A 21,385-nucleotide genomic window follows, 5' to 3' on the forward strand; every position below is an offset into this window, starting at 1 on the left:
CGGTTCCCGGTGCCCGGCGTCCAGGCCGGGCACCGGGGGTCACCCCGCCCCGGCCGTTCCCGGCGCGCCGGACGCCCCGCGTACGGTCCGGCAGGCCACGAGGAAGAGGGCGAGCGCGCCGAGGACGAGGATCACCTGGCCGGTCAGGTTGGCGGTGTTCGCGGTGCCGTGCAGCACGAGCAGCACGAAACCGCCGAACGCGTAGGTCAGCAGCGCGCCGCCCGCCAGCGCGAGCCGGTGCGCGGCGCCCCAGCCGCCGCGCCGCGACCACCCGCCGATCACGACCGCCGCCCCGGCGAGCAGCACGACGCCCGCGGCGACCCCCCACCAGTCCTCGGGGCGGACGAAGAACGCCGCGGACGCGACGAACCCCGCCGTACCCACCACCCAGGGCCTCGGCGGCCGCCCGTCCGCCACCGGGCCGGGACGCCGTCCGGCGAGGAACGCGGCGACGACCAGGAGCACGACCACCACGACGGCGCCGATCCGCTGCGGCGGCGACGCCATGAATCCGCTCTCGTCGCGTATGCCGTTGAAGAGGACGAGGGAGCCGAGGACGAACACCACGCAGGTGACGGCGAGCCCGAACCCGCCCAGCCAGGGGGTGGTGGCGCGACGGGGCACCAGGGTCTCGACGAGGGCGATCGGGACGCCGATGCTCCAGATGGCGTGTCCCGCGGTGAACCCCAGGGCGTTTCCCGCGCTGAAACCCAGCGCCGGGATGAGGGTGGCGCCCCGGGAGACGTCCTCCTCGAACAGCGGTGCCGGGTCGAAGAGGGTCTGGTCGATCAGGGTCGCCTCCAGCACGCCGTACGCGCACGCCAGCAGGATGAGCGTCGGCCAGCCGCGCCCGGTGCGCCGGACCACCTCGCGGACGATGATCGCGCCGCCGCCGTACATCGGCGCGAGGAGCGCCAGGCCCGCTATCTCGGACGAGGCGACGTTGCCGAGCAGATACTCGGCGACCAGCGGGGAGAGGAGGAACAGCCCGAGGGCGGGCGCGACGCGTCGCAGCGTTCCGGAGCGCCTGCCGGGAGCGGCCTGATCCGTTTGAGTCACCTGGGGTGTTCGGGGTGCCCGGGTCGCTTGGTCTATTTGAGGCGCCCGGGTCGCGGGGCGTCGGTCGTCGGGAGGGTTTCCGGTCATGGCCGTGACGCTAGGTCCGGAGGGTTCCCGCGCACATCGAACGCGGGAGCGGCCTTCGCCCCCTCCTCCGGACGGAGCCCGGCCACGCCTCTCCCTCCCGGGACGGAGACGGCGACACGCACCGGGCTCCCGACGAGGACGGTGGCACGCACAAACCCTCCCCAGACGCAGGCGGCGGCACACGGACCCTCCCGGACGGAGACCGCGGCACGCACCGGGCCGCTTACCTGCTCACCTGCTCACCTGCTTACCCAGGGACAAGTGATCCGTGGATAAGCGCGACATGGACCGGCATCGTGGCGTTTGCGACGCTTACTTCGACCGGAAATGCCGTCTGACCAGGGAGTTATCATGAAAGACGTGTCCGTGCCCGATCTGACCGGAAAGCTCGCCGTGGTGACCGGTGCGAGTGACGGTGTCGGCCTCGGCCTGGCCGTACGCCTCGCCCAGGCGGGCGCCGAGCTCGTGCTGCCGGTCCGCAACCCCGTCAAGGGCGAGGCGGCCGTCGCGCGTGTCCGCGCGGCGGCCCCCGGAGCGACGGTCTCCCTCCGCGAGCTCGATCTGGCCTCGCTGGACTCCGTGGCGGCGCTCGCGGAGAAGCTGAACGCCGAGGACCGGCCGATCGACATCCTGATCAACAACGCGGGCGTCATGTCACCGGCCACCCGGCACACCACGGCCGACGGCCTGGAGCTGCAGTTCGGCACGAACCACATCGGCCACGTGGCGCTGGTCGGCGGGCTCCTGCCGCTGCTGCGCGCCGGCCGGGCCCGTGTCACCACCATGTCGAGCGGCGCCGCCCGCACCACCAGGATCGACTGGGACGACCTGCAGAGCGAGCGGAAGTACTCCCCGATCCGCTCGTACGGGCTGTCGAAGCTGGCCAACCTGATGTTCGGCCTCGAACTCGACCGGCGCAGCCGGGCCGGTGGCTGGGGCCTCGTCAGCAACGTCGCGCACCCCGGCACGACCCTGACGAACCTCTACGCGTCCGGCCCCAACCTGGGCCGCGAGCGCCCCTCCCCCCTTGAGGCGATCATGACGCGGCTCTCCCGGGTGGGCCTGTTCGTGCAGACCGTCGACAGGGGCGCCCTCCCCGCCCTGTACGCGGCCACCGACCCGAGGGCGCGAGGGGGCGGCTTCTACGGGCCCGACGGCCTCGGCCAGTTCACCGGGGGCCCGACCGAGCTGGCCGTCTACAAGCCCGCCCGTGACGAGGCCGCCGCGGCCCGGCTCTGGGACGTCTCCGAGCGGCTCGCCAGGGTCGAATTCGCCGCCGCCTGAGGTCCTCACGGCGGCCGTTCCCGGAAAGGGGAGATTCACCACATGGACAGGGCCGAGCTGGCCGAGTTCCTGCGTACTCGACGGGAGGCGCTGCAACCCGAGGACGTCGGGCTGCCCCGCGGGCGGCGACGACGCACCGGCGGGCTGCGGCGCGAGGAGGTCGCCGCGCTGTGCGGCATGTCCGCCGACTACTACAGCCGGATCGAGCAGCGGCGCGGGCCCAACCCGTCCGAGCAGATGCTCGCCGCGATCGCCCGGGGGCTGCACCTCTCCCTTGAGGAGCGCGACCACCTGTTCCGCCTCGCGGGTCACGCCACCCCTCGCCGGGTCTTCCGCGGCGACCACATCAACCCCGGGATGATGCGCATCTTCGACCGGCTGGAGGACACTCCCGCGCAGGTGATGAGCCATCTCGGCGAGACGCTCCGGCAGACCCGGCTCGCGGTGGCGCTGATGGGCGACGAGAGCGTCCACACCGGGATGGCGCGCAGCACGCACTACCGCTGGTTCACCGACCCGGCCTCGCGGCTGATCTATCCCGAGGAGGACCACCCGACGCACGACCGCCTCTTCACGGCCGGCCTGCGCGACGCGTACACCCGGGGAGGCAGGGGGTCGCGCGCCGCCGCGCTGGTCGACGCGCTGCTGGCGGTGAGCCCGGAGTTCGCCGGGCTCTGGCACGAGCATCCCGTCCTGGGCCCGTTCTGCGGGACGAAGCGCATCCTGCACCCGCGGCTCGGCCTGCTGGAGCTGCACTGCCAGACCCTGGTCGATCCCGACCAGTCCCAGCTGCTGCTGGTCTTCACCGCCGTACCGGGCAGCGAGAGCCACGAGAAGCTCCAGCTGCTCCCGGCCGCCGACGACCTGCGCGTCTGAACCCGCGCCCGCCGGGATCGTTCAGGTGGAGCGCGGGCGCACGAGTCCCACGTCGTAGGCGAGCACGACGGCCTGGACCCGGTCGCGCAGCCCGAGCTTGCGCAGCACCGAGGAGACGTGCGTCTTGACCGTGGCCTCGGTGAGCACGAGCCGCTCGGCGATCTCGGCGTTGGACAGCGCGAGCGCGACCAGCCGCAGCACCTCGACCTCCCGTCCGGTCAGCGAGCCGAGGTCGGGCGGCGAGCCGCCGGGATCGGGCAGGACGGTGACGAAGCGGTCGAGCAGCCTGCGGGTGACCGACGGCGCGAGCAGCGCGTCGCCGCGCGCCACCACGCGGATCGCCTCCACCAGCTCGGCGGGCCGCACGTCCTTGAGCAGGAAGGCGCTCGCCCCGGCGCGCAGGGCGGCGAACACGGACTCGTCGACGTCGTAGGTGGTCAGGACGATCACCCGGGCGGGACTCCCGGAGGCAACGATCCGCCGGGTCGCCTCCAGCCCGTCGACGCCGGGCATCCGCACGTCCATCAGGACGACGTCCGGCCGCAGCCGCTCGACCAGGACCGCGGCCTCCCGGCCGTCCCCGGCCTCGCCGACCACTTCAAGGTCCGCCCTGGCCTCCAGGATCATCCGGAAACCACCGCGGACCAGCGCCTGGTCGTCGGCGAGCAGCACCCTGATGCCCATCACGCCACCCCAAGCGAGAAAGAGTCACGGCCGGTCATCACGGCGCCCCCAGTGGCAAACGGGCACGGACGCGGAAGCCGCCCCCGGGTAGCGAGCCCGCGTCGAGGGTGCCGCCGAGCATCGCGGCGCGCTCGCGCATGCCCGCGATCCCGTGACCGGCCCCGCCGTCGCCGCTCCCCTCACCACCCGCGCCATCTCCGTCTCCATCCCCGTCCTCGTCCCCGTTCCCGTCCTTGCCTCCGCTCCCGCTCCCGTTCCCGCATCCGTCATCGCGAATGTCCAGTTCGAGCATCCCCGCGACGGCCCTGACGGTCACCTCCGCGCGGCCGGCGCCCGCGTGGCGCAGCGTGTTGGTGAGCGCCTCCTGGACGATCCGGTAGGCGGAGAGGTCGACCCCGGCCGGCAGCCCACCGCCGACACCGGTGCCGGTGCCGAGGCCCTCGCTGCGCACCGCGACCTCCAGCCCGGCGGCGCGGAACGGTTCCACGAGCTCCCCGAGCCGGTCGAGTCCCGGCCGCGGGGGCGGCTCCTCCCCCGCGCCCGGCCGTACCACGGCCAGCAGCCGGCGCAGTTCCCCGAGCGCGTCGCGTCCCGCCGCCTCGATCGAGCGCAGCGCGGCGCGCGCCTGGTCGGGGCGCTCGTCGAAGACGTCGTCGGCGGCCGCGGCCTGCACGACGATGACCGAGACGCTGTGCGCGATCACGTCGTGCAGCTCCCGGGCGATCCGCCCCTGCTCCTCGCTGATCGCCCTGCGCAACGCCTGGTCGATCGCCACGCGCCGGTTGCGCACGACCTCGCCGAGCGCCCAGACAACGACCGGGAACACCATCGCGAACTGCGCGTCCCCGCTGGTGGTGGTGAGGAAGTTCAGCGCGGTCAGCCCGAGCAGCGCCGCGAGCGCGGGCAGTGACACGCGGGGCGGCCGGACGGCGGTGAGCGAGCCGAGCGCGACGAGGCCCGCGAACGGGAAGACGCCCTGCGGTGCGAGGAAGTGGACGAAAGCCCCTCCGGCGAGCGCGATCGCCATCACCCGCACCGGGTGGGAACGCCGCCACCACAGCGCCACGCCCTGCGCCGCCCCCGCGACCATCCCGAGGATCACCAGCGGCCCGGCGCGCTGCACCACCTCGTCCATCACCAGGGCGACCAGATACAGCCCCACGACGAGGGAGACGGCGACGTCGGCGACCAACCGGAGCGGGCTGCGGGACGAACGGCGCACTTCCGGAGTATCGCAGATCGGTCACCACCCCATCGCGAGCCCGGACGACGCGGACGACGGATGTCCCGCCGCCACTCACGACGGACCCCGGCGCGTTCGACGCCGGCCGTGGTCCGTCCACCCCGTCCACCCCGTCAAACCCGCGCGGACCGGGATCGGCGCTCGGAACGATCCGGCCGTGCGCCGGGTACGGCCCCCAGCAGTGAACGCAGCAGCCGCGCGGCCGTGTCGGCCGACACCTCGCCGGGGGTGTTCATGATCTGGCCGGCGAGCCCGTCGACGAACGTGTGCAGGAGCGCCGCCCAGAGCTCGACCTGGGCGTCGGGGTGCGGGAGCGCGGCCCGGTCAGGTTCGCGGGTCGACTCGTGCCCGCGCAGGACGGCGACGCACTGGCGGTGCAGGGCCCGCTGGTCGTTCCACGTCACGGAGCCTCCTTCCGGAGGGTGCTGACGTTCCCACTCCACGATCGCCGACCACAATGCGTACTCCTCGCGCCGCTCGGCGTCGAGCGGCAGCATCTCCTCCACGATCGTGGCGATCCGTTCGACCACCGAACCCTGGGTGCGGGGCCGCTGGACGCGTGGGAGGACCCGTTCGCGAAGGGTGTCGGTGGTGGCCTGGACGACGTAGGCCTGCAGCTCGTGCTGGTTGCCGAAGTAGTGCCGCAGGGACCCGGTGGACCAGCCGGCCTCGGCGGCGACTCCGCGGACGGTCACGCCCGCGAGTCCTTCGCGCAGGATCACCCGGATGGCGGCCTCACCGAGCTCGGCCCGTCGCCGTTCATGATCAACGAGTCGTGGCACGTTCACATGCTAACACGCGTGTGTTACTTTAACTGACACGGGTGTATTAACACGATCCGTTGACTTCCGGAGGGGGACGGGTTTGTCGATCGAGACGATCGGGGCGGTGCTCGGCCTCGCCCTGCTCGACACGCTGAGCCCCACCGTGATCGGGGTGACCCTCTACCTGCTGCCGGCCAGGCCACACCGCGTGGGCACGCTGCTCGGCGTGTATCTCGGATCGGTCGCGATCGCGTACTTCGCCCTGGGCGTGCTGCTCATGCTCGGCCTGGGTGCCGTCGTGCCGATCGTCGACGACACGGTGTGGGCCTGGGGGCAGGCGGTCCTGGGCGTGGCGCTCATCGTGGGGAGCTACTTCATCCCCGACAGGGACCCCGAACGCGCGTCCATCCGGGCCGGGTCCCTCACCGCGCGCTCGATGCTGCTGCTGGGGCTGGGGACCTGGCTGTTCGAGTTCGCCACCGCCGTGCCCTACTTCGCCGCGATCGGCGTCATGACCTCGGCCGGCCTGACCGCCGCCCAGTGGTCACCTCTCCTCGGCGTGTACGTGACCATCATGGTGCTCCCCGGCATCCTGCTCCTCGCCGCCTGGGCCGTCCTGGGCGAACGGACGCGCGGCCGGTTCGAACGGTGGCGGGAAGGCATCTCCTCCGGATCCCGCGCGACGCTGCGCTGGATCGTCGGGATAGCGGGAGTCCTGATCCTCCTGGACGCGGCACCGGACCAGATCACCATCACGATGAACCCGTAACCACCCCCCGCAGCGGATGCGGGCAGGCACGGACGGGCGCGAGCGGGCGGGCGCGAGGAGATCGGGGAAAACACGGAATCCTTTTCCCGATTTCTGTTGTCCGCGGCTCGCCCGCCGGTCTCCTGTACAGGAGCGAGCACGTCCGGCACCGGACACGACCGACAGGAAACCACGGTCCGGCCCACCTGGCGCGCCTCCCGATACGCCGACAACGTCCGATCCCCACTCTCCGTACGAAGGACCCCATCCATATGAGTGAGACTGTTCCGCGTGGTATCGCAGCAGGTCGCACGGCTGGTCGTCGCGTACGCCGCGCCGCGCTCGTCAGCGCGATGGTGGCCGTCATGGGCGCCTCCGCGGTGCACGGCGCCCTCCCCGCGGGCGCGGCCGACGCCCCCCTGTCGCAGGGCCGGGCGGCCGTCGCCTCCTCGGTCGAGCGAGGCGACCTGTCCGCCGCGGCCGCGGTCGACGGTGACAGCGGCACCCGCTGGTCCAGCAAGTTCAGCGACCCCCAGTGGCTCCAGGTGGACCTGGGCAAGACCACCGCGATCAACAAGATCGTGCTGAACTGGGAGCGCGCCTACGCCACCGCGTTCCGGATCCAGACGTCCTCCGGCGGCGGCCAGTGGACGACGATCCACAGCACGACCGCGGGCAAGGGCGGCACGCAGACCCTCGACGTGTCGGCCACCGGCCGGTACGTGCGGCTCCACGCCACCAAGCGGTCCAGCCAGTACGGCGTCTCGCTGTGGGAGTTCCAGGTCTTCGGCAAGGGCTCGACCACCCCCGTGCCCAGCGCCACCCCCACCAGGCCCACGCCGAGTTCGAGCCCGAGCCGCACGCCGAGCCCCACCCCCAGCGCCACCCCGACCAAGCCGACGCCGAGCTCCACCCCGAGCCGCACGCCGAGCTCCACCCCGAGCGCCACTCCCAGCAAGACCCCGACCACGCCGGTCCCCGAGGTTCCCCCCACGGCATCCTCCGGCAAGAAGGGCGTGGGCGTGTGGCAGGCGCCCAACGTCAGCGCGGCCCTCGAGGCCTCCGGCGCGGACTGGTACTACACGTGGTCCACGAACCACAACGGCGTCACCACTCCCAAGGGGGTGGACTTCGTCCCGATGATCTGGGGAGCCGCCAGCGTCACCGACCAGAACCTCACCCAGGCGAAGAACGCCGGTTCTCCCTACCTGCTCGGTTTCAACGAGCCTGACTTCGCCGACCAGTCCAACATGAGCGTGGAGCAGGCGCTGTCGCTGTGGCCGAGGCTCACCGCGACCGGCCTGAAGGTCGGCAGCCCGGCCGTGGCCTGGGGCGGCGACCGTGCGGGCGGCTGGCTGGACCGGTTCATGACCGGGGCGGCCGAGAAGAACTACCGCGTCGACTTCATCACGCTGCACTGGTACGGCGGCGACTTCCGCGCCGAGCAGGCGACCGGCCAGCTCAAGTCGTACATCCAGGCCGTGTACGAGCGCTACCGCAAGCCGATCTGGCTCACCGAGTACGCCCTGATCGACTTCTCGAACGGCGTCCGCTTCCCCACGGACGCGCAGCAGGCCGCCTTCGTCACCGAGTCCACCAAGATGCTGGCCTCCCTGCCGTACGTCCAGCGTTACGCCTGGTTCGGCCTGCCCTCCTCGGACACCGAGCCCAACAGCGGCCTGTTCCGGAGCAACGGCGTCGCCACCCCGGCGGGCCGCGCCTTCCAGGCCGCCGAGTGATCTAGATCATCGCCAAGGACCCGGGCATGGGTCCGCGGCCTCCCAGCGGTCCGGCCCGCGCGAGTCCTGTCTCGCGCGGGCCGGACCCTTTTCCGCCCCCTTCCCGGCCACCGACCCGGATCCCGGCGAGCGGACGGAACCGCGCCCGGAACCGCGCCCGGCCCCGCCCGGTGAGCCGTCCGCGCCGACCTGAGCCTCGGAGAACCCGGGCCGTTCAGGCCGTTCAAGCCGTTCGAGCGGCGAACCGGGCCGTCGCGAGGCTCCGGCGAGCACGCGTTCCTCCTTGACGGCCGCGCCCCCCTCTCGACACAAAGAATCAGGGCAAAAAGCCTATGTAGGTATGATTCGCGAGATCAGGCGACCCGAGGTTCGCGTACGTCTCACCATCTGCTGAGAGGATCACCCGCATGAACAGCCCCTCCCGGACCGCGCGGCCGGACTTCCGCGTGGCCACCGTCGCGGACGTGCCCGCCCTGGTCCTCCTGGTCGACTCGGCGTACCGGGGGGAGTCGAGCCGCGCCGGGTGGACGACCGAGGCGGACCTGCTGAGCGGGCGGCGGACGAACGCCGAGAACGTCACCGCCGAGCTGGAGAAGCGGGAAAGCCACATGATCGTCATGGAGGTGGAGGACGAGATCGTCGCCTGCTGCCAGGTGGAGCACCGGGGCGAGTACGCCTACTTCGGGATGTTCGCCGTACGCCCCACCCTGCAGGGCGGCGGCTTCGGCAGGGCGGTCCTCGCCGAGGCCGAGCGCTTCGCCCGCGACACCTGGGGCGTGGGCGAGATGCGCATGACGGTGATCTCGGCGCGCGAGGAGCTCCTGGCCTGGTACGTGCGCCGCGGCTACACCCGCACCGGCGAGATGATCCCCTTCCCCTACGACGACGAGACCGTCGGCATGCCCAACCGGGACGACCTGGAGATGGAACTCCTGGTCAAGAAACTCGGCTGAGCGAGAGGCGGCCCCCGGACGGAGAACGGCCGGGGAAGGGCCGGGGCCGGTCAGGTGCCGAGCCAGTCCAGCCACTCCCCGTGCGGCCCGGCCATGGCGACCGGCCTGCCGTCCAGCGCGGGAAGGAACGCCAGGCGGTCCTCGGGAAGGTCGCGCCCGAGCCCGGCGAGCACCGAGGGCAGCCGGGGCGAGCCCTCGTTCGAGATCCACCGCACCGGCAGGCCCCGTACGGTCGCCACGAACCGGTCCCGCTCCTCCGCCTCCAGGTACGGCAGGACCGCGCTGTGGAACACGACCACCGTGGCCTCCCGCGGCGCCGACGCGACCAGGTCGCGGAGGGACTCGTTGAGATCGCCCCTGACCAGGTGCGGCGGGTCCTCCCCGACGATCCGGACGGCGCCGCGGAGCCGCGCCAGCCGCTCGTGCTGGCCGGGCCAGACCAGGCACTCCAGCCAGCGTGCCGTCTCCTCCTCGCGCACGTCCAGCGGGTTGAGGTCGAGACCGGCCCGCCACACCACCTCCGGCACCCGCGCGGGCACCGGGACCCGGCCGTTCGTGCGGCAGGGCAGCACGACGGGACTGTCCTCGGGGCCGAAGGGCGGCCGGTCGTCGTAGCGGTACCGGTAGCGGTCGGGATAGAGGCACAGCCCCGCCGAGGCCCCCACCTCGACCAGGGCCAGCGGCCCGGCGAGGCCCGCGAGCACCGGCAGCAGGCTCGCGCACCGCCCGGCCTCGTTGGTCTGCGTCCTGCGAGCGAGCACCGTCTCCCGCAACTCCGCCCAGTGCCGCAGGACCCACGCCCGGAACCGGCCGAAGTCGGCGTGCGGGCCGCCGAGGAACCTCACCGAGGCCAGCAGCAGGTTCGGCTGCCGCTTGATCGGCGGCAGGCCGTCGATCAGGGCCAGCAGCCGCGCGTCGGCGGCGATCTCCCACGCCAGGTCCTCGTACGCCGGGGAATGCCCCCGTACCTCCCGGACCGCGAATCTCCGGTACATCTCAGCCGTGTCCAAGCCGCTCCTCCCCTTCGCCGGGATCGTCTCACGCACCCGGCGAAAAGAGCTTCCCCACACCCCCTCGCGCTCCCTCGCGGCGGACGGATCGGCGAGTGCGCCCGTGACCGGCCCGTCGCGGAGGTAGCGTGATGGAGATGAGCGATCCCTATCCCGACCCCGTCGCCTGGTACGCCACCCTGCCCAGCGTGTTCGTCTCGGCCTGCATGCTGCTCACCGACGCCGAAGACCGTGTCCTGCTGGTCAAGCCCAACTACCGGCCCGGCTGGAACTTCCCCGGCGGGATCGTCGAGGAGGGCGAGGCACCCCACGACGGCGCGATGCGCGAGGTGGTCGAAGAACTCGGCATATCCGTCAAGGCGGGCGAGCTGCTCGTGGTCCACTGGACGCCACCGGCGAAGGACCGCCCTCGCGGGCTGATCAACTTCATGTTCGACGGCGGTGTCGTGGAGGATCCCGCCCGCATACGGCTGCAGGCCGAGGAGCTGGACGAGGTGGCGTTCCTGCCCTGGGACACCGCGGCTCCCCTCCTTCCCACGCTCATCGCGCCCCGCCTCGCCGCCGGGCGCCTGGCCCGCGAGAGCCAGTGCCCCGTCTACCTGCCGGGCGACCCCACCGGCGCCGACGGCTGAGAAACCCGGTCACGGGCTCCACGGAGATCTGACCTGGGGATTTAAGGCGGTAAAACGGGTAGGGCCGCGATATGACCGAAACACCCCCAGACCGCGAGGGTCTGAGCGACGAGCAGGCGATCGAGGTCGAGGAGTGGACCGACGACCTCGGTCTCAACCACGAGATCGTCGAACACGACGACGAGCACCAGGACACCCTCGACGAGCGTCTCCGGCGCGAGGCACCCGACCGCGAGCGGGTCCCGCGCGACGGGACCCGCCTGGTGGCGCCGGACGAGGGGCTGAGCCCCGACGAGACCTCCGAGGAGTACGCCTCCGAGGTGGGCCCCGACGACGGGGACCTGTCCGCCGAGGAGCGTGCCGTCCACATCGAGCCCGACATCGAGTATCGCGACACCTGAGAACCCCCTCCGGGGATCCCGGCACCTCACGAACCGATCATGAACCACCGGGCGCGCCCCCGGGCCTCACCCGCACGACGAGGCCCGGGGCGAACGTCCCCGCGCCCGCCCACCGACCCGTCGGCACGCGAGCCCGTCGGCCCATAGGCCCGTCAGCCCGTCGGTACGCGAGCACACCGGCCCCCCGACACGCGAGCCCACCGACCCACCGACCCACCGACCCACCGACCCACCGACCCACCGACCCACCGACCCACCGACCCGTCGACACGCGAGCCCATCGGCACGGCTTCCCGCCCAGGTCCCCGCACCCCGGCCCGATCCCGCCTCCAGCCCCCGTACGGCCGAGCACGCACCCCGTCCCTCCGCACACTCCCGGCGCCGCCTCGGGAGCATTGACAGAAACTTGTTGGAAACATAAACTCGGGCCCGTCTGGAAAGCGCTTTCCTAGCGCCTCGGCAGGGAAGCGCCCCACCCGCTGGAAGGTGGCGATGCCATAGCCGCGCACTGACCCGAGCCCTCCCTTCTCCCGAGTGCGGTGACCACTCCCGCCTCACCTCCCACGGCGCGCCGCGCGGCCTCACCCCACGGGCGGACCGGCCCGGCGAGACGACGACCGCCGCGCGGTGGGAACGCAGCACCTCCCCACGCGACCCGCGCACCGTTTCCGTGCCGGAAATCCGTATTGGAGATCCGTACCGGAGACCGGGCCGGCGCGCCGACGAGCCGCGCACCGCGGACATCCCGTACTCCTCTCCCGGCCTAACGCTGCCGCCTGACCGCACGCCGCCGCGACCGCGACCGCGCGCAGAGAGCAGAGAACACGTGTCCCCCAGATCCACTCCCCCTCCGCCGCCACGGCCCCTCCCCCCGGAGCCCCCGGAGCTCTCGAAGTTCCCGGAGCCCCCGGAGCCCCCGAAGTCCCCGGAGGCCGCGAAGCCGCGTTCCGCCCCCGGAACCGGCCCGCGTACGGCACTCATTCTCACGGCCGTCACGCTCCTGATCTCCGCCCTGATCGGCCCGGCCGTGGCCGGGACCGGGACCGCGCGGTACGCGGACCCGGTCAACGCCCAGATCGGCTTCTCAACCGTCAACGCCCTCGGCCAGAACGGGACCACCGGCGGCGCCGGAGGCCCCACGGTCACCGCGGCCACGACCGCGCAGTTCCTCGACTACATCGCCCGCCCCGGGCCGTACGTCATCCAGGTCACCGGCCGGATCACCCTGCCCACCGGCTCCAGCGACGGCATGCACAACGTCACGTCGGACAAGACGATCATCGGGGTCGGCGCGAACGCCGCGCTGGTCGGCGGCGGGCTGAACATCGGCCTGCCGGTGAGCGACTCCGTCACCTCGCCGCCCGCGAACGCCGTGCACAACATCATCATCCGCAACATCGCGTTCTCCGGCGCCACCGACGACATGATCAACGTGCAGATGTTCAGCCACCACGTCTGGATCGACCACAACGACTTCTCCAACGGGGACGACGGCGCGGTCGACATCAAGCGCGGCTCGGACTACGTGACCGTCTCCTGGAACAGGTTCCACGACCACGACAAGACGCTGCTGCTCTCCCACGACGAGGACGCCGGCCCGCAGGACATCGGCCGGCTGCGCGTCACCTACCACCACAACTTCTTCGACGCCTCCGACCAGCGCCACCCCCGGGTGCGCTTCGCGAACGTCGTGCACGTCTACAACAACTACTACCGGGACAACAGCTACGGCATCGCGTCCACGTACGACGCCGGGGTGCTGGTCGAGAACAACTACTTCTACAGCGTCAACAACCCCGGACGGGTGGAGTTCAGCGGGGACCTCGGGCGCCTGGTCGAGCGCGGCAACATCCTGGTCGACTGCAACCACGCCATCGAGACGCGGGGCACCGTGACCGAGCCGCGCACCTACTACTCCTACAGCGCGGACCCGGCCTCCGCGGTGCCGACCATCGTGCCCGCCGGTGCGGGCGTCGGGAAGATCTGATGGAGACGACGATGAACACCGCCCCCCGCCCCCGCCACCGCTCGGCCGTCACCGCGATGCTCCTGGTCGCCGCGCTCGCAGGCGCGGGCGGCGCAGCCGGCGCCGCCTCGGGTACGGCCCCCCTGCCGGGTACGGCCACCGCGGGGAAGCTCGCCGCGGCCTGCACCGGCACGCCGGTCGGCTTCGCCACCGTCAACGCCCTCGGCCAGAACGGCACCACCGGCGGCGCCGGAGGCCCCGTCGTCACCGTGACCACGGCCGCGGCCCTGAAGGACTACGTCGGCCGGGCCGGGCCGTACGTGATCCAGGTGTCCGGCCGCATCCAGGTGTCCGGCATGCTCACCGTGGTCGCGAACAAGAGCATCCTGGGCGTGGGCACGACCGCCGAGATCACCGGCGGCGGGCTCCAGCTCGGCTCGACGACCCGGCCGGGCAACAACGTGATCATCAGGAACATCCGGTTCACCGGCGCCGAGGACGACTCCATCAGCGTCACGAACAAGGCGCACCACGTGTGGATCGACCACAACGACCTCTCGGACGGCTACGACGGCCTGCTCGACATCAAGCGGGAGTCGGACTTCGTCACGGTCTCGTGGAACCACTTCCACAACCACAGCAAGTCGGCGCTGCTGGGCCACTCGGACGGCTACACCGCCGACATCGGGAAGCTGCGCGTCACCTACCACCACAACTTCTTCGACGGCACCGACCAGCGCCACCCCCGGGTGCGCTTCGCCGACCCGGTCCACGTCCTCAACAACTACTACCGGAACAACGCGCTGTACGGCGTCGCGTCCACCGAGAACGCCGGGGTGCTCGTCGAGGGCAACTACTTCGAGAACGTCGCCCACCCGATCTACGTGGGCTACGACAAGAGCGGTCCCGGCCGGGTGGTCGAGCGGAACAACCGCTACGTCGGCTCCGGCACCCCCCAGACGGCCGGCACCGTCGTCGAGCCGCGCACGTACTACGCGTACACCGTCGACGACCCCGCGACCGTTCCGGCGAAAGTGTCCGCCGGCGCCGGTGTCGGGAAGATCGGCTGCTAACTCCCCTCCCGGGGTCGCCGCCCTCCGGACTCCCCCCACCGGCGGGCGGCGCCCCCCTCCTCCCGCACCTCCCCGGAACACCCCCGCCCCCCGGGAAGCCCTCCGGAACTCCCCCGCACCTGACCCGGAAGCCTCCGGAACGCTCCTCGCAACCCCGGGCCTCTCCCGGAAGCCCCCGGAACTCACCCCGAAACTCCCTTCGCGACTCCCCTGAATCTCCCCGGAAGCCCTCCGGAACGCCCGGCCCCGAACACCCGGCCCGAGACGCCCGCGAAGGCTTCTCCACCAGGAAGGCAGACACCATGCCCCAGATCACCGCCGACCACGCGACCAGGCGGGGTACCGCCCTCCGCGCCGCCACCGCCGCCGTCTCCGCGGCCCTGCTCGCCGCCGCCCTCTCCGCGACCCCGGCCGGCGCGGGCGCCGCCACCGGGACCGCCGCGGCGGTGGGCACCCCGGTCGGCTTCGCGTCGGTCAACGCCCTCGGCCAGAACGGCACCACCGGCGGCGCGGGCGGGCGGACGGTCACCGTGACCGACGCCGACACGTTCCTGGAGTACATCGACAGCAAGGAGACGCTCGTCATCCGGGTGGCGGGCACCATCGCGATCACCAGCAAGCAGGGTGTCCGGCCGAACAAGACCATCATCGGGGTGGGCACCTCGGGTCACATCACCGGCGGCGGCCTGGACTTCTACCGGTCGTACAACGTGATCGTGCGCAACATCCGGTTCACCGAGGCCGAGGACGACGCCATCAACGTCGGCCAGCAGTCGCACCACATCTGGATCGACCACAACACCTTCTCCGGCGCGGTCGACGGCTCGATCGACGTGGTGCGCGGCGCCGACTACGTCACCGTGTCGTGGAACCACTTCGACCACTCCGACAAGAGCATGCTGATCAGCCACTCCGACGGCGCCGCGGGCACCGACATCGGCCACCTCAAGGTGACGATCCACCACAACTTCTTCAACAACAGCCGGCAGCGCCACCCGCGCGTCCGCTTCGGCGAGCCGGTGCACGTCTTCAACAACTACTTCCTGGGCAACGAGCTGTACGGGGTCGCGTCCACCGAGAACGCCGGGGTGGTCGTGGAGGGCAACTACTTCCAGGACGTGCCCCACCCGCTCTTCTCCGCGAGCGGCTACGCCGACAGCGGCCCGGGACGGGCGGTGCAGCGCAACAACATCTACGTGAACTCGGGAACCCCCGAGACCTCCGGCACCGTCGTCGAGCCGCGCACCTTCTACGCGTACACGGTCGACGCCCCCGCGGGCATCCCGTCCGCGGTGCGCTCCGGCGCCGGCATCGGCGCGCAGTGGGGAACTCCCTGACCTTCCCCGTACGGAAGGCGGCGGACGGCGGTCAGCGGGCGAGGGCGGCGACCAGGGCGTGCAGGTCGTCGACGACGTGGTCCGCCTCGGCGGCCCGGGGGCGCTCCGCGTGGAGGTGCCCCCAGGGTCCCCGCCGGATCAGGGCGGTCCGCATGCCCGCCGCCCGCGCGGGGAGCACGTCGTTGTCCAGCCGGTCGCCCACGTAGAGGATCTCGCCGGGCTCGCGCCCCGACACCGCGACGACCTTGGTGAAGAACTCCGGGGCCGGCTTGGAGACACCCCAGCCGTCGGAGGTGTGGATCGCGTCGACGGGCAGGTCCATCGCGGCGAGCGCGTCGCGCGCCTGCGGCGGCTGGTTGCCCGCGATGATCAGCTCGTGGCCGAGGTCGCGCAGCGCCGCCAGCGCGGGCCGCACGTCCGGGTAGAGGTCGTCGGCGTCGAAGTTGACCCGCAACCCGTCCGGGTCGTCGCGCAGCCACGCCTCCTGCTCGGCCTCGACGTCGAAACCGGGCCGCAGGAGCCGGAAGGCGTCCTCGAACGACCTGTCGAGCGCGGCCATGCCGCCGAGCACGCCGAGCATGGTGAACCGGGTGACCCCCAGCCGGTCGGCCCAGCGCGACCAGATGCGCGTCTCGTCGATCAGCGTCTCGCCCACGTCGAACACCAACGCCCGGACCACGGCGCCTCCCTTTCCGTTCAAGCTCACGATCGTAGCCCGGCCCTCCGAGGCGCCCCCGTGCGGGACCGCCACGTGCCACGCGCTCCCGCACGGGCACCTCAGGACACCACATCGGCCCATAATCACCGGGCATGTGTTCCACGTCCGGGTACGCTCGCATGCGAGACTCAGAGTGCCCGGCCGGACACGAAGGGAGATGGATGATGGTGACAACGGCACGGGGACGTCCCTCCCGACACGTTCCCCCGAAGACGGCCCCCGCCCGCACGGCGCGGGATCTTCTCGAAACCCTGCCCCCCACCCCCGGTTTCCGCGCCGAAGTCATCGACGGGAACCTGATCGTGAGCCCTGTGGGCACCCCCGAGCACAGCTGGAGCGCGACGCTCCTGTCCTACGCGCTGCGGCCGCTCGTCATGGAGCGGAGGTGGCGCGCCCACGTGGGCGGAGTGAACGTCTGCATCGACGGTCCCCGAGACAGTCTCGTCCCCGACTTCGTGCTCGCCCCCGCCGACTGCCCGCGCTGGGGCACCCTGGAGCTGCGATCTTCCGGATTGATCCTGGTCGCCGAGGTCGTCTCTCCGGGGAGCGCGCGGGTCGACCGTGACGACAAGCCTCGCGTCTACGCCGCGGGCGGTGTGCCGATCATGCTGCTCGTCGACCCGATCGCCACACCTCCGTCGGTCACGGTCCTCAGCGACCCGGGAGACGGCGGTTATCGCGCCGTCACCCGCGTCCAACTGGGCAAACCACTCCGGATCCCCTCCCCCGTCGACTTCGACCTCGACACCTCGATCTTCCTGTAGCCCCGGTGGTCCCGGAGCTCAGAGCTTCTCCATCGCCTTGCGGATGCGCTTGTCGGAGATCGAGTACGGGGTGCCGAGGGTCTGGGCGAAGTAGCTGACCCTGAGCTCCTCGATCATCCAGCGGATCTGGCGGACGTCGTCGTCGGAGCGGCGGGCCGGGGGAAGCTTCTCGACCAGCTCGTGATAGTCGTCCTCGATGTCGTGCACCTGGTTCATCCGCTCCCCGTCGCGGAACGCGTCCTCGTGGACCTTCTCCAGCCTCCGTTCGGCCCCCTTGAGATAGCGGAGCAGGTCGGGCAGCCGCCTGTAGCCGGTCTCGGTGACGAACCCCGGGTAGACGAGGTTCGCCACCTGGTCGCGGATGTCCTCGATCGCGGGGGCGGAGCGCGACTCGGGCAGCAGGGTCGAGACGGTGTGCCAGACCTTGAGGATGCTCTCGACCCTGGCGACCACCTCGGCGGTGGTGTCGAACAGCTCGGCCCGGACCCTGTCGTGCAGGGCGGCGAAGGCTGATTCGTCCCAGACCGGACCTCCGTGCTCGGTCATGAGGTGGTCGGCGGCGCAGGCGATGCAGTCGTCGAACAGCGCGGTGGCACCGGCGTGCGGGCTGCGGCTCAGGGCGAGCTTGGACTGGTTGCCGAGACGGCCGAGCACCCATTTGGCCGGTGACGGGGTGTTGAGCAGCAGCAGCCTGCGGGTGCCCTCCCACATCGCCCGGCGCTGCTCGGCCTCGGTCTCGAACATCCGTACGGCCACGGTGGCGCCCTCGTCGGCGAGCGCCGGGTAGGCCTTCATCCTGCGCTGCTCGAACGTCTTGGGCAGCGCGCCCACGGTCCACCCCGTCAGGCCGGACTTCTCCAGGCCGTCGGCGGCCTTGGACAGGGTCTGGCGGAGCTTGGGGGCGAGCCTTCGTTTCAGCCCGGCGAGGTCCTTGCTCTCGGCCAGCTTCTGCTTGCGGCCGTCGATCACCCGGAAGGTGATCTTGAGGTGGTCGGGGACCAGGTCGGGCTGCCAGGCCTCGCGCGGCACCTGGATCCCCGTCAGGTTCAGCAGCTCGCGCTCCAGCACCGCGAGCAGCGGCTCCTGGGTGGGCTCGGCCCGCTCCAGGGCCTTCTTCGCGTAGTTGGGGGCGGGGACGAAGTTACGCCGGATGTGCTTGGGCAGGCTCCGGATGAGCGCGGTGAGCAGCTCCTCGCGCAGCCCCGGGATCTGCCAGTCGAAGCCCTCGACGTTGACCTGGTTGAGCAGCGCGAGCGGGATGTGCGCGGTGACGCCGTCGGCGTCGGTGCCTGGCTCGAACTGGTACGTCAGCGGGAAGCGCAGGCCGCCCTGGCGCCACACGTCGGGATAGTCGCGCTGGCTGACGTCGCCCGCCGTCTCGCTGATCAGCATCGACTTCTCGAAGCTGAGCAGGTCGGGCTGGTCGGTCCTCGCCCTCTTCCACCAGGAGTCGAAGTGGCGCCCGGAGACGACGTCGGCGGGGACGCGCTGGTCGTAGAAGTCGAACAGCGTCTCGTCGTCGACGAGGATGTCGCGGCGCCGGGCCCGCTCCTCCAGCTCCTCGACCTCTTCGAGCAGCCTGCGGTTCTCCCTGAAGAAGGCGTGGTGGGTCTCCCAGTCGCCCTCGACCAGGGCGTGCCGGATGAACAGCTCCCGGCTCAGCTCGGGGTCGATGCGACCGTAGTTGACCTTGCGCTCGACCACGATCGGGACGCCGTACAGGGTGACTTTCTCGTAGGCCATCACCGAGCCCTGCTTCTTCTCCCAGTGCGGCTCGGAGTAGGTGCGCTTGATCAGGTGCTGGGCGAGCGGCTCGACCCACTCGGGTTCGATCTTGGCGTTGACCCGGGCCCACAGCCGCGAGGTCTCCACCAGCTCGGCGGACATCACCCAGAGCGGCTGCTTCTTGGCGAGCGCGGAGCCCGGGAAGATCGCGAACCGGGCGTTGCGCGCGCCGACGTACTCCGTCATGGGCCTGCGCGGCTCGTTCGGGGGACGACGGCCGCCTCCGGCGTCGGCGGTCTTCTTGTCGATGTCCTTGACGCCGACGTGGGACAGCAGGCCCGACAGCAGGGAGACGTGGATCTTCTGCTCGTCACCGGGGGTGCCGTTGAGGGTGACGCCCAGGGTCTTCGCCATCTGGCGGAGCTGGCCGTAGACGTCCTGCCACTCGCGGACGCGCAGGTAGTTGAGGAACTCGGCCTTGCACAACCGCCGGAACGCGCTGGACGACAGCTCCTTCTGCTGCTCCTGCAGGTATTCCCACAGGTTCAGGTACGAGACGAAGTCGGACTCCTTGTCCGCGAAGCGGCGGTGCTTCTCGTCGGCGGCCTGCTGCTTCTCGGCCGGCCGCTCGCGCGGGTCCTGGATCGACAGGGCGGAGGCGATGACCATGACCTCGCGGACGCAGCCGTTGTGGTCGGCCTCCAGCACCATGCGGGCCAGGCGCGGGTCGACCGGGAGCCCCGCCAGCTTGCGGCCGAGCGGGGTCATCTGCCTGGCCTGGTCGAAGGCGCCCAGCTCCAGCAGCAGGTCGTAGCCGTCCCTGACCTGGCGCTGGTCGGGCGGCTCGACGAACGGGAAGGCCCCGATGTCGCCCAGGCCGATCGAGGTCATCTGCAGGATGACCGAGGCGAGGTTGGTGCGCAGGATCTCCGGGTCGGTGAACTCCGGCCGGGTGACGAAGTCGTCCTCCTCGTACAGCCGGATGCAGATGCCCTCGGAGACGCGGCCGCAGCGGCCCTTGCGCTGGTTGGCCGAGGCCTGGGAGATCGCCTCGATGGGCAGGCGCTGGACCTTGGTGCGGTGGCTGTAGCGGGAGATCCTGGCGAAGCCGGGGTCGACGACGTACTTGATGCCCGGCACGGTCAGCGAGGTCTCGGCCACGTTGGTGGCCAGCACGACCCGGCGGTTGGAGTGCCGCTGGAAGACCCGGTGCTGCTCGGCGGCGGACAGCCTGGCGTACAGCGGCAGGATCTCGGCGTCCTTGCGTTTCGACAGCGCCTCGGCGGTGTCGCGGATCTCCCGCTCGCCGCTGAGGAAGACCAGGATGTCGCCGGGCCCCTCCGCGCACAGCTCGTCGACGGCGTTGCCGATCGCCTGGATCTGGTCGTCGTCCTCGGCGATCGGCCGGTAACGCACCTCGACGGGGTAGGTCCGGCCGGAGACCTCCACGATCGGCGCGTCGCCGAAGTGCTTGGAGAAGCGCTCGGGGTCGATGGTCGCCGAGGTGATGATCACCTTCAGGTCGGGGCGGCGCGGGAGCAGCTGCTTGAGGTAGCCCAGGATGAAGTCGATGTTGAGGCTGCGCTCGTGCGCCTCGTCGACGATCAGCGTGTCGTACTGGTCGAGGTCGCGGTCGTTCTGCAGCTCGGCGAGCAGGATGCCGTCCGTCATGACCTTGACGAGGGTGCCGTCGCTCACCTGGTCGGTGAAGCGCACCTTGTAGCCCACCGCGTCGCCGAGCGGGGTGTCGAGCTCCTCGGCGACGCGCTCGGCCACCGTACGGGCGGCGATGCGGCGGGGCTGGGTGTGCCCGATCAGGCCCCTGACGCCCCGGCCCAGCTCAAGGCAGATCTTCGGCAGCTGGGTGGTCTTGCCGGAACCGGTCTCCCCGGCGACGATCACGACCTGGTTGTCGCGGATCGCCTCCAGGATGTCGTCCCTGCGCTGGCTGACCGGCAGCGCCTCCGGATAGGTGATCGCGGGGACACCGGCGCGGCGCTGGGCGACCCGCCGCTCGGCCCGCTCGATGTCGGAGGTGATCTCCGCGGCGATCTTCTGCTGCGCGGCACGGTTTCTGACCCTGCGGGCCCCGTCGAGCCTGCGGCGAAGTCGCCGCTGGTCACGCAGCGTGAGCTCGGGCAGGCGCGCGTGCAGATCGGAGAGAGGCGATGTCAAAGGAGGCGTTCCCATACTGAACCCAGGATACTTTCGGCCCACGTGTGAAGGCTCACCCGCGGCCGTGAGGCGCGTGTGAGGCTCCACACCTGAAGGCCCCTGTGTGAAGGCCCAACCGCCCATGCTGCCCGAGCCACCGCTCCGCCG

General features: G+C 71.4%; 18 protein-coding genes. 11 read left to right on the forward strand and 7 right to left on the reverse strand.

The genetic code is table 11. The annotated features are described in order from the left end of the window. Positions 1-39: 39 nt before the first annotated feature. On the reverse strand, positions 40-1,059 hold the full coding sequence (locus tag ABT053_RS33145; protein ID WP_350974467.1) for an AF_0692 family protein: 1,020 nt from the start codon (positions 1,057-1,059) through the stop codon (positions 40-42). Positions 1,060-1,497: 438 nt separating this feature from the next. On the opposite strand from ABT053_RS33145, the gene ABT053_RS33150 reads away from it, so the two are divergent. After that, on the forward strand, positions 1,498-2,430 hold the full coding sequence (locus tag ABT053_RS33150) for an SDR family oxidoreductase (RefSeq protein ID WP_350974468.1): 933 nt from the start codon (positions 1,498-1,500) through the stop codon (positions 2,428-2,430). 42 nt (positions 2,431-2,472) lie between these two features. Further along, positions 2,473-3,306: a helix-turn-helix transcriptional regulator gene (locus ABT053_RS33155; RefSeq protein ID WP_350974470.1), complete on the forward strand. Its 834-nt coding sequence runs from the start codon at positions 2,473-2,475 to the stop codon at positions 3,304-3,306. A gap of 21 nt (positions 3,307-3,327) precedes the next feature. Here ABT053_RS33155 and ABT053_RS33160 read toward each other — a convergent pair whose 3' ends face one another. The 3 genes from ABT053_RS33160 to ABT053_RS33170 all read right to left on the reverse strand — a co-directional run bounded on the left by ABT053_RS33160 (position 3,328) and on the right by ABT053_RS33170 (position 6,015). Then, positions 3,328-3,990 carry a response regulator gene (locus ABT053_RS33160; protein WP_350974473.1) on the reverse strand — a complete coding sequence of 221 codons (663 nt, stop codon included), beginning with the start codon at positions 3,988-3,990 and terminating at the stop codon, positions 3,328-3,330. Positions 3,991-4,027: 37 nt separating this feature from the next. Then, positions 4,028-5,212 (reverse strand): sensor histidine kinase, encoded by a 1,185-nt coding sequence (locus ABT053_RS33165; protein WP_350974475.1) that lies wholly within the window; start codon positions 5,210-5,212, stop codon positions 4,028-4,030. Positions 5,213-5,346: 134 nt separating this feature from the next. After that, a complete protein-coding gene (locus ABT053_RS33170) occupies positions 5,347-6,015 on the reverse strand; it encodes a TetR/AcrR family transcriptional regulator (RefSeq protein WP_350974476.1) in 669 nt (222 codons plus the stop codon). Positions 6,016-6,097: 82 nt separating this feature from the next. Here ABT053_RS33170 and ABT053_RS33175 point away from each other — a divergent pair, with 82 nt between their 5' ends. From ABT053_RS33175 to ABT053_RS33185, 3 genes are all read left to right on the forward strand, one after another. Continuing rightward, complete coding sequence (locus ABT053_RS33175) at positions 6,098-6,766, forward strand: GAP family protein (RefSeq protein ID WP_350974478.1); 669 nt, start codon at positions 6,098-6,100, stop codon at positions 6,764-6,766. 251 nt (positions 6,767-7,017) lie between these two features. Beyond that, positions 7,018-8,484: a glycosyl hydrolase gene (locus ABT053_RS33180; RefSeq protein WP_350974480.1), complete on the forward strand. Its 1,467-nt coding sequence runs from the start codon at positions 7,018-7,020 to the stop codon at positions 8,482-8,484. A 407-nt stretch (positions 8,485-8,891) separates the two neighbouring features. Further along, entirely contained in the window at positions 8,892-9,437 is a 546-nt protein-coding gene (locus tag ABT053_RS33185) for a GNAT family N-acetyltransferase (protein WP_350974482.1), read from the forward strand. A gap of 50 nt (positions 9,438-9,487) precedes the next feature. Here ABT053_RS33185 and ABT053_RS33190 read toward each other — a convergent pair whose 3' ends face one another. After that, positions 9,488-10,447 carry a DUF2332 domain-containing protein gene (locus tag ABT053_RS33190; protein ID WP_350974483.1) on the reverse strand — a complete coding sequence of 320 codons (960 nt, stop codon included), beginning with the start codon at positions 10,445-10,447 and terminating at the stop codon, positions 9,488-9,490. Between the two features lie 137 nt (positions 10,448-10,584). Between ABT053_RS33190 and ABT053_RS33195 the strand changes: the two genes are divergently transcribed. From ABT053_RS33195 to ABT053_RS33215, 5 genes are all read left to right on the forward strand, one after another. Beyond that, positions 10,585-11,079, forward strand: coding sequence for an NUDIX domain-containing protein (locus tag ABT053_RS33195; protein ID WP_350974484.1), 495 nt, complete (start codon positions 10,585-10,587; stop codon positions 11,077-11,079). Between the two features lie 71 nt (positions 11,080-11,150). Next, positions 11,151-11,480 carry a DUF5709 domain-containing protein gene (locus ABT053_RS33200; RefSeq protein WP_350974486.1) on the forward strand — a complete coding sequence of 110 codons (330 nt, stop codon included), beginning with the start codon at positions 11,151-11,153 and terminating at the stop codon, positions 11,478-11,480. Between the two features lie 826 nt (positions 11,481-12,306). Further along, positions 12,307-13,467 carry a pectate lyase family protein gene (locus ABT053_RS33205; RefSeq protein WP_350974488.1) on the forward strand — a complete coding sequence of 387 codons (1,161 nt, stop codon included), beginning with the start codon at positions 12,307-12,309 and terminating at the stop codon, positions 13,465-13,467. A gap of 11 nt (positions 13,468-13,478) precedes the next feature. Next, the gene (locus tag ABT053_RS33210; RefSeq protein ID WP_350974490.1) at positions 13,479-14,519 is read left to right on the forward strand and encodes a pectate lyase family protein; all 1,041 of its coding nucleotides are present in this window, start codon (positions 13,479-13,481) and stop codon (positions 14,517-14,519) included. Between the two features lie 302 nt (positions 14,520-14,821). Further along, complete coding sequence (locus ABT053_RS33215; protein WP_350974491.1) at positions 14,822-15,856, forward strand: pectate lyase family protein; 1,035 nt, start codon at positions 14,822-14,824, stop codon at positions 15,854-15,856. A 31-nt stretch (positions 15,857-15,887) separates the two neighbouring features. Here the strand turns inward: ABT053_RS33215 and ABT053_RS33220 are convergent, their stop codons facing one another. Next, the gene (locus ABT053_RS33220) at positions 15,888-16,535 is read right to left on the reverse strand and encodes an HAD family hydrolase (RefSeq protein WP_502991928.1); all 648 of its coding nucleotides are present in this window, start codon (positions 16,533-16,535) and stop codon (positions 15,888-15,890) included. 203 nt (positions 16,536-16,738) lie between these two features. Here ABT053_RS33220 and ABT053_RS33225 point away from each other — a divergent pair, with 203 nt between their 5' ends. Next, positions 16,739-17,338 carry a Uma2 family endonuclease gene (locus ABT053_RS33225; protein ID WP_350974493.1) on the forward strand — a complete coding sequence of 200 codons (600 nt, stop codon included), beginning with the start codon at positions 16,739-16,741 and terminating at the stop codon, positions 17,336-17,338. Between the two features lie 18 nt (positions 17,339-17,356). On the opposite strand, the gene hrpA is transcribed toward ABT053_RS33225, so the two are convergent. Beyond that, entirely contained in the window at positions 17,357-21,253 is a 3,897-nt protein-coding gene (hrpA, locus tag ABT053_RS33230) for an ATP-dependent RNA helicase HrpA (RefSeq protein ID WP_350974494.1), read from the reverse strand. Positions 21,254-21,385 lie beyond the last annotated feature (132 nt).

This window comes from Streptosporangium sp. NPDC002524, assembly GCF_040295985.1.
Classification (GTDB): domain Bacteria; phylum Actinomycetota; class Actinomycetes; order Streptosporangiales; family Streptosporangiaceae; genus Streptosporangium.

Bases quoted from the DNA above. Each gene is read 5' to 3' on its own strand.
- ABT053_RS33210 (WP_350974490.1), top strand. From the start codon at position 13,479: ATGAACACCGCCCCCCGCCCCCGCCACCGCTCGGCCGTCACCGCGATG.
- ABT053_RS33200 (WP_350974486.1), top strand. From the start codon at position 11,151: ATGACCGAAACACCCCCAGACCGCGAGGGTCTGAGCGACGAGCAGGCG.
- ABT053_RS33155 (WP_350974470.1), top strand. From the start codon at position 2,473: ATGGACAGGGCCGAGCTGGCCGAGTTCCTGCGTACTCGACGGGAGGCG.
- ABT053_RS33215 (WP_350974491.1), top strand. From the start codon at position 14,822: ATGCCCCAGATCACCGCCGACCACGCGACCAGGCGGGGTACCGCCCTC.
- ABT053_RS33195 (WP_350974484.1), top strand. From the start codon at position 10,585: ATGAGCGATCCCTATCCCGACCCCGTCGCCTGGTACGCCACCCTGCCC.
- hrpA (WP_350974494.1), bottom strand. From the start codon at position 21,253: ATGGGAACGCCTCCTTTGACATCGCCTCTCTCCGATCTGCACGCGCGC.
- ABT053_RS33180 (WP_350974480.1), top strand. From the start codon at position 7,018: ATGAGTGAGACTGTTCCGCGTGGTATCGCAGCAGGTCGCACGGCTGGT.
- ABT053_RS33150 (WP_350974468.1), top strand. From the start codon at position 1,498: ATGAAAGACGTGTCCGTGCCCGATCTGACCGGAAAGCTCGCCGTGGTG.
- ABT053_RS33185 (WP_350974482.1), top strand. From the start codon at position 8,892: ATGAACAGCCCCTCCCGGACCGCGCGGCCGGACTTCCGCGTGGCCACC.
- ABT053_RS33225 (WP_350974493.1), top strand. From the start codon at position 16,739: ATGGTGACAACGGCACGGGGACGTCCCTCCCGACACGTTCCCCCGAAG.
- ABT053_RS33160 (WP_350974473.1), bottom strand. From the start codon at position 3,990: ATGGGCATCAGGGTGCTGCTCGCCGACGACCAGGCGCTGGTCCGCGGT.